Origin of the sequence: Roseibium porphyridii (assembly GCF_026191725.2) — a bacterium.
Lineage (GTDB): Bacteria > Pseudomonadota > Alphaproteobacteria > Rhizobiales > Stappiaceae > Roseibium > Roseibium porphyridii.
Genome location: NZ_CP120863.1, coordinates 1,212,944 through 1,225,972 on the forward strand (window position 1 = coordinate 1,212,944; position 13,029 = coordinate 1,225,972).

Consider the following 13,029-nt stretch of genomic DNA (forward strand, 5'->3'; position numbering starts at 1 on the left):
GTTTTCTTTGTCCCTGATGAGGATTAGTCGGCGCGTTGATCTTTGAGCGCAGCCAAATAGGTTTCGCGTGCTTCTTTGACCTGGGGCCGGTCGGAGACCTCTGGAACGGCAACGTCCCACCAATGACCGCCTCCTGCTTCACCTGGGCCGTGCATCGGATCGGTGTCGATCACGATCACAGTTGGAACCTGCCGCTCGCGGGATGCCAGGATTTGCGTTTCCAGGTCCGCAATGTCCTTCGCCTTTACCGCATGTGCGCCCATGGACGATGCATGAGCGACAAAATCGATCTCAGGCTGCACTTCAATATTGGCGCTTCGATAAAGATTGTTGAACTCGGCCCCACCGGTCCCCAATTGCAGCCGGTTGATGCAGCCAAAACCACGGTTGTCGGTCAGGACCACCGTGAAAGGGACCTGACGCATAACAGCCGTCGCAAGTTCGGAGTTGGCCATCATATAAGAACCGTCGCCGACGAAGCAGACAACGTTTCGATCAGGTTGCGCAAGCTTGACACCCATGGCACCGGCGATCTCGTAGCCCATACAGGAATAGCCATATTCCATGTGGTAGCCGCCCTGGGGTGCTTGCCACAAAAGCTTGAGCGCACCCGGCATGGTTCCGGCGGCGCACATGGCAATGGTCTTCTCGTTCGCCGTGCGTTGAACCGCACCGATCACCTCTGCATCAAGTGGCAGGTAGTCGTCTGATACATCGGTTCGGGCGCTGCAGTGGGCATCAACCTTTGCAAGCCAATTGAGACGTGACTGCGGTTCAAAAGCGCCAGACCGGTGATCCTTGAGTGTTGCGGACAGCCGCTCAAGGCAGACCTTGGCGTCACCGACAAGACCGATCGCGCCGTGTTTGTCCGCGTCATAGCCTTGAACGTTGATCGACACCAGTTTGCGACTTGCGCCTTTGAAAAGCGCCCATGAACCAGTCGTGAAGTCCTGAAATCGTGTGCCAACGCCGATGACAAGATCGGCCTTTTCCGCCAGTTCGTTGGCGGACGCGGCGCCGTCGACCCCGGCAGCACCAAAATTCATCGGATGAGACTGTGCCAGCGCAGATTTGCCTGCCTGGGTTTCGATAATCGGTATGGCATGTCGGGTTGCAAAATCGGCAAGCGTTTCTTCGGCCTGCGAATAGACGACACCGCCACCACAAACAAGCACGGGGCGTTTCGCGGTCTCGATCAGGGCCGCAACGTCGGCGACATCCCGGTTGTCCGGTTCGGGGCGCCGAATGCGCCAGACCTTGGGTTCAAAGAAACTATCAGGATAGTCGAAGGCTTCGGCCTGAGTGTCCTGACAGAAGGAGAGCGTGACCGGGCCGCAATTGGCCGGGTCGGTCATGACGCGGAACGCACGCGGTAAGGCGGTAAGCAGCTGCTCCGGGCGAGAGATCCTGTCGAAATAGCGGGATACGGGTCTAAAACAGTCATTGGCGGAAACCGTGCCGTCGTCGAAATCCTCAACCTGCTGCAGCACGGGATCCGGCGCTCGCCCTGCAAAGATGTCGCCAGGGATCAACAGAACCGGGAGGCGATTGACATGAGCAAGTGCTGCCGCGGTGACCATATTGGTTGCGCCCGGTCCGATCGAGGACGTGACTGCCATAGCGCGCCGACGCTGCTTTGCCTTGGCGTATGCAATGGCTGTGTGCGCCATAGTTTGCTCGTTCTGGCCACGCCAGGTCGGCATCGTGTTGCCGGCATGCTCCAACGCTTCGCCGAGGCCTGCGACATTGCCATGACCAAAAATGGCCCAGATGCCGTCGATGAAACGTTCGCCGTCTTCGGTCATCTGTGCCGAGAGATATCGGACCATGGCCTGCGCCGCGGTGAGGCGGATGGTGTTCATGCAGGTATTCCTTGATATTCAAAAGACTGCGAATGCGCGCGCGCTTTGTCCCAGATCCGGCAAAGGCGCTCGAACCTGTTGCTCATTTCAGCGATGGTGTCTTCATTGCCAAGCTCACCGGCAAGCCACTTGCGTGCCGCGTCAGCAAATATGGTTCGGCCGACGGCAAAGCCTTTGACGAGTTCAAATTGTGCCGCTTCCGAAAAGCTTGCAGCCAGTTGGTCTTCCGGCGCATCCAAACCGAGGATTACGATGCCGCGGGTATTCGGATCGTTGTCGGTAATCGCCGCGCAAGCGCGGGACCAGGCCTCTTTTGTTGTGAGGGGCTCCAGCTTCCACCAGTCGGGATAAATGCCTATCTCGTAGATGCGGCGAATGACTTTGGCGGTCGTGTCATCATCAACAGTGCCAACCTTTGATGGAATGACTTCCAAAAGAAGTTCCAGACCATTTCGCCTGCAGGCGGCAAAGAGACGTTTCAAGACGTCCTCCTGCAGGGCCTTCAAGTCTTCGGCGTCGTCAGGGTGATAGAAGCACAGCACCTTGACGACATGTTCTACCGGCCATTCGGCCAGGCCACCGAAATCGGGGCCGATTTCCGGTTCCAGGCTCAAGGGGCGGGACGCTGGCCATTCAACAGGGTGTCCGATCCACAGTCCTGTGCCGGCAGCTTTATAGAGGGCATCGCGTCCCAGCCGGCTGTCGCACAAAATGCCGTAGCCGGGTTTTCCATCGGCAACCTTGAGCGCCGCATCGAGACACAGGTTCTTGAAAAAGCCCAGATGTTCGTGCGTAACACCGGCTTCATCGGCCATCTGTTCCAGCTGTATCCTGTGATCAAATGCAAAAACGCGCATGGTGGACCAGTCGCCGCCATGAGACGTGTGCCGGTTGGTGGCCCAGTGGATCTGGTCCAGTTCCTTGTCTTTGCGCAAGGCCTTGTCCTTGACGCCGCGTTTGATGAAAAACTGGAGTTCTTCCCAGCTGGGATAAGCTGGCGTACAGCCGTGTCTGGAGACTGCGAAAGCGCCGCACGCATTGGCATAAGTCAGGGAAGTGACCCAGTCACAGCCTGTGATCCAGCCTTTGAGGAGACCGGACATGAAACCGTCACCAGCGCCAAGGACGTTGAATACCTCGATCGGGAAGCCCGGTCCGGAAATGCCGTCATCGAGGCTTGATGGAATGTTCTCTTCGAATGCCACAGCCCCCATGGGACCACGCTTGCAGACGAGCGTTGCCTTGGATACCGCCCTGACGTTCCTCAATGCCTGCAAAGTATCTGTGGTGCCGCCGGCAATGTGAAATTCTTCTTCCGTCCCGACAATCAGGTCGAACAGCTCCAGGGTCGATTGCAGTTTTGCTGTGACTTCATCTGAGGCGATGAAGCGGTTCTCCCCGTCGCCGTGACCGGAGAGACCCCAGAGATTTGGTCTGTAGTCTATGTCGAGGGCCGTCTTGCCACCTGATTCACGCGCCAATTTCAGCGCCTTCAGCACTGCTGCTTCCGTCTTTGGGTGGCTCAAATGCGTGCCGGTCGCGACGATAGCTTTGGCAGAGGCAATAAAGTCCGGGTTGATGTCATCTTCACAGAGCGCCATGTCCGCGCAGTTCTCACGATAGAAAATCAATGGGAACTGTTCCTGATCCCGAATGCCCAGGAGGACAAGCGCGGTCAACCGGTCCGGGTCGGTGACGACACCTTGGGTGTTGACCCCGTGGCGTTCTAGTTCTTCCCGGACAAAGCGGCCCATATGTTCGTCGCCAACCCTGGTGATCAGGCCGGACTTGAGACCCAAACGGGCTGTGCCTGTCGCCATGTTGGTGGGCGAGCCGCCGATATACTTGTTGAAGGACGACATGTCCTCCAACCGGCCACCCACCTGGGCTCCATAAAGATCGACCGAAGACCGGCCGATCGTGATGACATCAAGTTCTTTCACGTGCGCATTCCGTCCGTTGTGAGACCAGTTTTTTACACGGTTCCTCCGAGGGATCCTTCGAGTTGAGCGAGTTCCTGTCCGCCAGCCATCAATTCCTGGAGTTCTTCTGCCTTGATGTCTCCGCGCTCGGCTGTTCCGAGGGTTTTCCCGCGGTTGAGCACGGTAAACCGGTCTCCGACGGCCATGGCATGGCGGACATTGTGGGTGATGAAGACAACGCCGATGCCCTTTTTGCGGACCTTGTCGATTGTGGCGAGCACATTGGAGGTCTGTCGCACACCGAGGGCGGATGTCGGCTCATCGAGAATGAGCACCTTTGCCCCGAAATAAACCGCCCTGGAAATGGCGACCGTCTGGCGTTCCCCGCCCGACAGGGTGCCAACAGCCTGGTCGGGCGAGCGCAGGTGAATGCCCATCTTGGCCATCTCGGCCATGGTGACCTCGTTGGCCTCGGCAAAGTCGAAGAACTTGAACGGGCCGACGCTCTTTCTGGGCTCGCGGCCCATCCAGAAGTTCCGGGTCACCGACATCAGCGGGATCATCGCCAGATCCTGGTACACCGTGGCAATGCCGGCCTCCATGGCATCGCGGGGCGTTGAGAAGGCCATCTCCTTGCCGTCGATCAGGATCTTGCCGCGGGTGGGCTTGTGCACACCGGACATGGTCTTGATGAAGGTGGACTTGCCGGCGCCGTTGTCGCCGAGCAGGCAATGGCATTCGCCGGCCTTGACGGAGACGGAGACGCCGTTGAGAGCAATCACCGGCCCGAAATGCTTCTCGATGTCGACCAGTTCGATCAGGGGAGCTGTGTTTGCATCGGGCATCTCAACGTTCTCCTGTGATCATGCGGCGGATATAGGTGTTGAGGATCACGGCAAGCAGCAGGATCACCCCGAGGAACACTCTGAAGAGCGAACTCTCCACGCCGGCAAAGAACAGGCCCTGCTGGACGACGCCGAAGATCAGCGCGCCAAGGGCGGCCCCGATGACCGAGCCGTAGCCGCCGGTCAGAAGCGCACCGCCGATCACCACGGAGATGATCGCCTCGAACTCCTTCAACAGACCGCGGTCGGCGGCCGCCGAGCCGAACTCCATCACCTGACAGGTGGCAAAGACGGTGGCGCAGAAGGCAGTGAACATGAACATGGAGATCTTCACCCGGCTGACCGGCACACCGACATAGCGGGCGGCCTGGGCATCCCCGCCGGAGGCAAAGATCCAGTTGCCGAAGCGGGTGCGGGTCAGAAGAATGTGGCCGAAGATGATGAGGGCAATGGCCCAGATCATCAGCATGGGAATGCCCTCGACCACGGGCAGACCGGCCTTGGGGCCGGCCACGAAGGTGCCGACAAGGCCCAGATCCGCCAGCCAGACGAACACTCCGGAAAAGACCTTGCCGCCGAACAGCCAGGCGATCGGGTCGCCCTCGGCAACATCCTTGACGCCGCCGATGATGGTCTTGCGGGTGGTGGCAATGGCAATGAAGATCGTCAGCCCGCGCAGGATATAGAGGAAGGCGAGCGTGACGATGAAGGAGGGCAGGCCGGTCTTGATGACCAGATAGCCGTTGAGGGCGCCAATGCAAAGGGACAGGGCGAAGGCGACCAGAATGGCGAACCAGACGGGAAAGCCCCATTGCACGCTCATGAGAGCGATGATGATGCCGGAAAACCCGATCATGGAGCCGACGGACAGGTCGAACTCGCCGGCGATCATCAACAGGCAGGCGCCGACAGCGATGATGGCGAACTGGGCAGAAACGGTGCCCCAGTTGATGATGCCTTCGGCGGCGAACATGCCGCTGTCGCTGGCTATGCCGAGGAAGAACATGAATACGAGAATGGTGCCGCAAATGGCGCCGAGCTCTGGGCGGATCAACGCCTTGCGCATGCGAGACATCTCGCGGACGCGTTCGTCTTTCTCTGGTTCTGGTGGGGCTGCCGTTTGGGTCTCAGCCATGGTGTCCTCCTGCGTGCCGGTGTGGCCGGCCGCCTTGAGAAGCAGGAAAGGCCCGCTCCCATGCGGCCCGGCCGCAGAACAATGTTCTGGATGAAGCGCGCTCGACTTCGACTAAGGAGCGCCTGGGTTACGTTCTTGAGAAGGGAGAGGCGGGGAAACCGCCTCTCCAGTCGACCGCTCGGGCGGCCACTGCCTTAGCGGTACTCGCCGGCGAATTCTTCAACCTTCGCCAGAGCGTCCTTGGTGATGAAGCCCGGGCCGGAGTTGATGTTGTTGCCCGGAAGCACACCATAGCGCTGGTAGTTGGCCAGAACGATCACCGGCAGGTAGGCCTGCAGGAACGGCTGCTGGTCAATGCCCCACTGAATGGTGCCGTCCTTGATCGCCTTGACGATCTCGGTGCCCAGATCAAAGGTGCCGAAGTAGATGTCGCCGGCCTTGCCCATTTCCTGAAGCGCCTGGATGGTCGGGTCCGCGGAGGTCGGGCCGAGCGTCAGGACAGCTTCCGTGTCCGGGTTGGCCAGAAGATACGCCTTGACCTTGTTCTTGATCTCGGCCGGATCCTGGCCACTGTCGATCATGCTGGTGCCCAGATCCACACCCAGACCGTCGGCAAAGCCGCGGCAGCGCTCGCCAACCACAGGGTTGGAGACAACGTGGTTGACACACAGGAACGAGCCAACGCCATCACGCTTGGCGCGCTGACCGGCTGCAAGACCGGCATCATACTCAGGCTGGCCGACATACATCAGCGCACCGACATCGGCTGCCTGCTCAGGCGTGCCGGAGTTGATGATGATCACGGGAACACCCTTGGCAACCGCATTCTGGATCGGTCCGGACAGAACGTCAGGATCGGCAAGCGTGGTGATGATGCCATCCGGGTTGGACGCAGCCGTCTGCTCGATGATGCGTGCCATGTCGGCAATGTCGCCTGTCGGCGGATTGCGATACTCAACCTCTGCTCCAACCTGCTCGCCAGCAAGTGCAAGGCCGTTCTTGATCGTGTTCCACCAGCTGTCGCTGTCAGGCGCATGGCTCACAAGAACAAAACGCTCGCCGTCCGCAACTGCCGATCCGCTCACACCCGTAAACGCAATGGCGGCCGTCGCAAGCGCAATCAATGTCTTCTTCATTAGTTCCTCCCAAAACAAACCTCGCGGTTCAGACATCTTTCTGTCCGCGATTTCAAAACTCGGCGTGGCTCGAGATCGAAAAACCACTTTTGGAATTTAAATTCCATTTTTTTCTCATTGCAACAGAAATTTTCCAAAAAAGTTATTTCCGGTTTCGTTCAGCCCCAACAGAGACTGCCAGAGCGATCGCAAGCGAAAGGCTTGCGGACAATGCGCGAAAGTCGCCGACATCAAGTTCGGAGACAAGCAACTGGATGGCCTTCAGGCGGGCAAGCGGGCTTGTGACCACATCTGTGATCGCCACAATATCGGCCCCGGATGCGCGGGCGCTGGTGGCCATGTCGATTGTCATTTCCGTATAGGGTGCAAAGGTCACAGCAATGACCGCATCGTTTGGGCGGATCAGGTGTTCCATGTTGATGTTGGCGATGCCGGAATGGAGGACCGCCGGCACATCCATTTTTTCAAACGCGTAGGCAAGGTAGGAGGTGACCGGAAAGGCCCGGCGAAAACCGATCATGTGAATAGTTTCCGCCCGGGACAGCACATCGACCGCCTGTTGCAAAGCCGAAGAATCCACCGTTGTCAGCAGATTTTCCAGCGACGCTCTTCCGACCTCGACAAATTCGGCCAGTAACGCAGAAGGAGATTCCGTGCCATGGTCGCGAAGCTTGGCGAGGCGGGTCGCATAGTCGGGCCATTTCTGGGAATAGTGCGAGCGGAACAACTTCTGCATCTGCGAGAAGCCGGAGAACCCCATCTCCTGGCAAAATCGCATGACGGCAGATGGCTGGACGTCAGCCCCTTCTGCAAGTTCGGCGACCGTTGAAACGGCGACCCGGTCCGGGTTTGCGGCAATGAAATCGGCAAACTGTTTGAGCCGCTTGGGAAGCCGGTCTGCGGAACTGCCTAGCCGATTGAAGAACCCATCGACTGTTTCAGGGGCGGCGGATGCAGAAAGTTGCTCCGGGCTCATATCGTTCATCTATTTCTTCTTTTCCTGCTTGACACATTCCGTATAAAGTGATTTTGGAATTTTTATTCTAAATTGGCAAGGCGTTGGATCTGCTCGCGTGCTGCCGTCCATCCGGGAGGAAAACAAATGGCAACTCTGGTCGCTCTGCTGGGAGCAGGACGGATTGGCAAGGTGCACGCAAAAGCCATCGGCGCGGTTGATGGAGCAATGCTCGTCGCCGTCGCCGATGCCTTCCCGGAGGCTGCTGAAGCGCTGGCACAAGCTTATGGCGCACGTGTTGCAACGATCGACGAGATTGCGGCGGCCGATGATGTCGATGCGGTGATCATCTGTACGCCAACAGACACACATGCGGATCTGATCGAGCAGTTTGCAAAAGCCGGTAAGGCGATCTTCTGCGAAAAGCCGATCGACCTGTCCATAGAGCGGGTCAAATCCTGTCTCCAGACGGTTGAAGACCATGGTGCGACTCTCATGTTGGGATTCAATCGCCGTTTTGACCCGCATTTTTCTGCTGTGCGCGACACCATCTTGGAAGGCCGTATCGGCGATGTTGAGATGGTCCAGATCACATCGCGTGACCCAGGCGCGCCACCTCCGGGATATATCCAGTCCTCTGGCGGGATTTTTCGCGATATGGCTGTTCACGACTTCGATATGGCAAGATTTCTGCTCGGCGAAGAATTCACCACCGTTTATGCAACCGGCTCGGTTCTGGTCGATCCTGAAATCGGCAAGCTTGGCGACTACGACAGCGCAACCATCGTGCTGACAACAGCGTCCGGCAAGCAGTGTTCGATATCCAACTCGCGCCGCGCGGCCTACGGCTACGATCAACGGATTGAAGTGCATGGATCCAAGGGAGCTGTTTCCGCCGAAAATCAGCGCCCGGTTTCCATAGAGGTCGCGACCGAGGATGGATACCTGCGCCCGCCTTTGCATGATTTTTTCATGACGCGCTACACCGAGGCCTATGCCGCTGAAATCAAGGCGTTCGTAGAAGCCATCGAAAACGGAACACAACCATCTCCAACCGGCGAGGACGGACTGAAATCGCTCATTTTGGGTGAGGCTGCATTGAAATCCGTGGCCGAGCGGCGCGCTGTCGGAACGGATGAAATCCAATAGAGACTGCAGACTTCGATCCCCGTGAAAGAGGCGTGTCGGCACGCTCTTTTGTCAAATTCGGCAGCAGAATTTTCAGGAGAACCGGGATATGGATTCGCTCGGCATTGGTCTGATCGGCACCGGCTTCATGGGCAAGTGTCACGCGCTCGCCTATGGTTCGGTGAAGGCGGTCTTTGGAGACGTTCCCGACATTCAGCTGGAGGTTTTGTGTGATGTTCCGGCAGACAAGGCGGAAGCACTTGGCAATCAGTTCGGGTTTGCACGCTCTACAGACAACTGGGAAGACCTGATAGCCGACCCGAAGGTCGATATTGTCTGCATCACGACACCGAACAAAGTGCACAAGGAAATGGCTATGGCCGCGCTGGACGCCGGCAAGCATGTGCATCTGGAAAAGCCGATGGCACTGACGCTGCAAGATTCGACGGCAATGCTGGAGTTGGCGAGCAAAACAGGTGCCAAGACGATTGTCGGCTACAACTATCTCCACAATCCGGCAATTGCACATGCACGCAAACTGATTTCGGACGGTGCCATCGGTCGCATCGTGCATTTTCGCGGCATGGTCGATGAAGATTATCAGGCAGATCCGGATCTTGCCTGGACCTGGCGCGCCACCAGAGAAGGGGCAGGACTCGGCACGCTTGGAGATCTCGGCTGTCATCTGATCTCGCTGGCGGTCGCCATGGTCGGACCGATCGAAAGCCTGATCGCGGAGACCAAAACCGTACATGTGACACGGCCAATGGGCGATGGATCGGATGAACACAGGCCAGTCGAAAACGAGGACATTGCCTCGGCGCTGTTGACCTTTGCAAATGGTGTTCATGGTGTCTTTTCAACCTCCCGCAGCGCCTGGGGCCGCAAGAGCTACATCTCCTTTGAGGTCCATGGAACGGAAGGCATGATCACGTTCGATCAGGAGCGTATGAACGAGTTGCGGCTCTATCAGAACAAGGGTCCTCTGTCCGAGCAAGGGTTCAAGACCTTGCTGAGCGGGCCCGCGCATCCACCCTATGGTCAGTTCGTGCCAGCTCCCGGTCACCAACTTGGGTTCAACGATCTCAAGGTGATTGAAGCCAACGAGCTGTTGCGCGCAATTCAGGACGACCGTCCTGCAGTGCCGTCGTTTTCAGAAGCACTTCATTTCGAAGAGGTGATCCACGCGATTGCCCAATCCGGTGCAACCGGCAAGCCCGTGAAGCTTTGAAGTCGTTTCAAGCACGCGTCGGGCTTGCTTGATCTGACACTCTGAAGTCAGAACCTGCTCAATCGAACCAGTTTGATTTCCCGATGATCCCCAACCTCAGTCAACCGTTGGGGAGTGCGCACGAAATTGCCATCCTGAAGGCACACGCCGATTGTTCGCCGGTGACGTCCGACAGGCCCGATGTTTGTCTATCCAGGGTCAGGCGCTATACATTTTCAAGAAGCCCAACCGATGGGCGGGCAGGCCCGCCTGGATCTCCATTCGATGATCGGGAGTTGCTCTTGGCCAAAGTGCTAGTTCTGTTTGCTCATCCCAGGCCCGACCGGTCTGAGGTGAATTTGCCCCTGTTTGAAACAGCGCAGAATGTTCAAGGTGTTACGGCGGTCGATCTTTACGCCAGATATCCCGACTTCAGTATCGATGTTGACAGTGAGCAAGCCCAGTTGATTGCACATGACGTGATTGTCTTTCAGCACCCACTCTATTGGTACTCGGCCCCATCGATCATGAAGGAATGGCAGGACCTGGTTCTGGAACACGGATTTGCTTACGGCCTCCATGGCAAAGCCCTTCACGGTAAGACCTTCATGAATGCAATTACGGCCGGCGCTCTGTCCGAAGCCTATTCTACTGAGGGGATGAACCACGCTGATCTGCGCAGTCTTTTGGCGCCATTCGAGAAGACCGCCGACCTTTGCGGTATGCGTTATCTGGCTCCATTTGTGATGTATGGCGCAGGCCGCGCACTGGAAGACAGCAGGTTGGACATACACCGTAATGGCTATGACGACCTTCTGAAAGCTCTCGTCGCGGATCGGCTTGATCTGGACAAGGCCACACATGCTTCCGTGCTGACAGATGTCCTGGACGATTTCATCTTGAAAGGGGAGGCCGTCTGATGGGTCTCTTGGGCGACGCTTTCGTTTATTTGTGCGCAGCAGTCATTGCCGTGCCCATTGCCAACCGGCTCGGTCTCGGGTCCGTGCTCGGATATCTGATAGCTGGTGTTGTGATTGGTCCGATCCTGGGAATTGTCGGTAAGGAAACAGCTGACGTTCAACACTTTGCAGAATTTGGTGTCGTGATGATGCTGTTTCTGGTCGGGCTAGAATTGCGACCGGCGATGCTCTGGAAAATGCGGCAACAACTGATTGGCCTTGGCGGTCTACAGGTCGTCGGCACAACAGCCGTCTTTACAGGCATCGGCTACCTCTTCGGGCTATCCTGGCAAAGTGCGGTAGCTCTTGGAATGATCCTGGCTCTCTCTTCGACGGCAATCGTTCTACAAACACTGAACGAAAAGGGTTGGATGAAAACCCAGGGCGGTCAAAGTTCGTTTTCTGTCCTCTTGACCCAGGATATCGCCGTCATTCCGATGCTGGCTGTTCTGCCCCTTCTGGCTGCTGGCAACGGTGACGGTCATGGTGGCGGCGATGGGTCTGACAGCCATGGCGATGCAGCAGCACATGGTGGTGAGGCGCTCGCCTCACTGCCCAGCTGGGCGCAAGCGCTGATCATTCTTGCTGTCATTGCGGCAATCATCATTGCCGGGCGTCATCTGCTGCGTCCGGTTTTCCGTTTCATTGCCGAAGCGCGTCTGCGGGAAATCTTCACGGCAACCGCGCTGTTACTTGTGATTGGAATTGCGCTCCTGATGGACTTTGTCGGTCTTTCGCCCGCTCTTGGAACGTTTCTGGCCGGTGTCGTCCTGTCCGACAGTGACTACCGACATGAGCTAGAAGCCGATATCGAGCCCTTCAAGGGTCTTCTGCTCGGTTTGTTTTTCCTGACAGTTGGTGCAGGTATCGACTTCGGATTGTTGTTCGGTGCGCCGTTGACGATCTTCGGGCTTGCAGTTGGGTTGCTTTCGGTCAAATTCGCTTTGCTCTTCGCACTTGGCACGATCTTCAAGCTCAAGGGCGCTGATCGATGGCTGTTTGCGCTCGGATTGGCGCAAGCTGGTGAATTTGCCTTTGTCTTGTTCGGATTTGCAGCGGGCAGCGGCGTCCTGGAAACGGGCCTTCTCCAGACCATGACGCTCGTGGTGGCCATTTCGATGGTTCTTACACCCGCCCTTTTCATTTTCTATGAAAAAGTGGTCGCGCCGCGTGCGGTCGCAACATCGGACCGGGAGCCGGACAAGATCGACAGCCGAGGGCGTGTCGTCGTTGCCGGCATGGGGCGATTTGGACAGATCGTCTCTCGCATGCTTTTGACCAGCGGCTATGATGTGGTCATTCTCGATCATGATCCTCAAACCATCGACAATCTCTCCCGGATTGGCATTCGGACATTCTATGGAGATGCGACACGGCCGGATCTCTTGCATGGTGCCGGACTGGAGGATGCAGATCTTTTCATTGCCGCCGTCGATGATCGCGACAAGCAAACCCTGATGGTGGAACATGTTGCCAAGACCTATCCCAATGTGAAGATCCTGGCGCGGGCCAGAGACCGGCATCATGTCTATGAGCTGGAAAATGCCGGCGCGCACTATGCCGAACGAGAAGTGTTCGAGGGAGCCTTGGCACTTGGCCGGCGCGCCTTCACCGAACTTGGCCGCCACCCCTTCCGGTCACGGACCAAGGCACAGGAGTTCCGTCATCACGATCTTGCGATGCTCGACGATCTTCGTGCCAATTACAATGACGGCGGCGTCGACACGTCCTATATCGATGCGATGCGTGCCCATTCCGATACGCTGTTCGAGATCATGCGGGTTGACCGCGGCGACGAACGGCACGAACGCACGGAACGAGGCTGGAACCCACCGCCGAAAGGTGATGCGACTTTGTAGTGGGTCGCAAAGGAGAAA

The 13,029-nt window shown here is 57.5% G+C and carries 10 protein-coding genes; 4 read left to right on the top strand and 6 right to left on the bottom strand.

The features are described from left to right. Window positions 1-23 precede the first annotated feature (23 nt). The 6 genes from iolD to K1718_RS05770 form a co-directional block, all read right to left on the bottom strand. Entirely contained in the window at window positions 24-1,862 is a 1,839-nt protein-coding gene (gene iolD / locus K1718_RS05745) for a 3D-(3,5/4)-trihydroxycyclohexane-1,2-dione acylhydrolase (decyclizing) (RefSeq protein ID WP_265682952.1), read from the bottom strand. Continuing rightward, complete coding sequence (locus tag K1718_RS05750; protein ID WP_265682954.1) at window positions 1,859-3,805, bottom strand: bifunctional 5-dehydro-2-deoxygluconokinase/5-dehydro-2-deoxyphosphogluconate aldolase; 1,947 nt, start codon at window positions 3,803-3,805, stop codon at window positions 1,859-1,861. The genes iolD and K1718_RS05750 overlap by 4 nt, the downstream gene beginning before the upstream one ends. A gap of 32 nt (window positions 3,806-3,837) precedes the next feature. Next, window positions 3,838-4,629 (bottom strand): ATP-binding cassette domain-containing protein, encoded by a 792-nt coding sequence (locus K1718_RS05755; RefSeq protein WP_152500025.1) that lies wholly within the window; start codon window positions 4,627-4,629, stop codon window positions 3,838-3,840. Window position 4,630: 1 nt separating this feature from the next. Continuing rightward, entirely contained in the window at window positions 4,631-5,764 is a 1,134-nt protein-coding gene (locus tag K1718_RS05760) for an ABC transporter permease (RefSeq protein ID WP_152500026.1), read from the bottom strand. Window positions 5,765-5,958: 194 nt separating this feature from the next. Beyond that, window positions 5,959-6,900 (bottom strand): sugar ABC transporter substrate-binding protein, encoded by a 942-nt coding sequence (locus K1718_RS05765; RefSeq protein ID WP_152500027.1) that lies wholly within the window; start codon window positions 6,898-6,900, stop codon window positions 5,959-5,961. A gap of 142 nt (window positions 6,901-7,042) precedes the next feature. Beyond that, window positions 7,043-7,885: a MurR/RpiR family transcriptional regulator gene (locus K1718_RS05770; protein WP_152500028.1), complete on the bottom strand. Its 843-nt coding sequence runs from the start codon at window positions 7,883-7,885 to the stop codon at window positions 7,043-7,045. 117 nt (window positions 7,886-8,002) lie between these two features. On the opposite strand from K1718_RS05770, the gene iolG reads away from it, so the two are divergent. The 4 genes from iolG (at window position 8,003) to K1718_RS05790 (ending at window position 13,011) form a co-directional block, all read left to right on the top strand. Next, window positions 8,003-9,004, top strand: coding sequence for an inositol 2-dehydrogenase (gene iolG / locus K1718_RS05775; RefSeq protein ID WP_265682958.1), 1,002 nt, complete (start codon window positions 8,003-8,005; stop codon window positions 9,002-9,004). 88 nt (window positions 9,005-9,092) lie between these two features. Then, window positions 9,093-10,214: a Gfo/Idh/MocA family protein gene (locus K1718_RS05780; protein ID WP_265682959.1), complete on the top strand. Its 1,122-nt coding sequence runs from the start codon at window positions 9,093-9,095 to the stop codon at window positions 10,212-10,214. Between the two features lie 290 nt (window positions 10,215-10,504). Next, complete coding sequence (locus tag K1718_RS05785) at window positions 10,505-11,113, top strand: NAD(P)H-dependent oxidoreductase (RefSeq protein WP_247649406.1); 609 nt, start codon at window positions 10,505-10,507, stop codon at window positions 11,111-11,113. After that, window positions 11,113-13,011: a monovalent cation:proton antiporter-2 (CPA2) family protein gene (locus K1718_RS05790; RefSeq protein ID WP_265682960.1), complete on the top strand. Its 1,899-nt coding sequence runs from the start codon at window positions 11,113-11,115 to the stop codon at window positions 13,009-13,011. Before K1718_RS05785 ends, K1718_RS05790 begins: the two co-directional genes overlap by 1 nt. Window positions 13,012-13,029 lie beyond the last annotated feature (18 nt).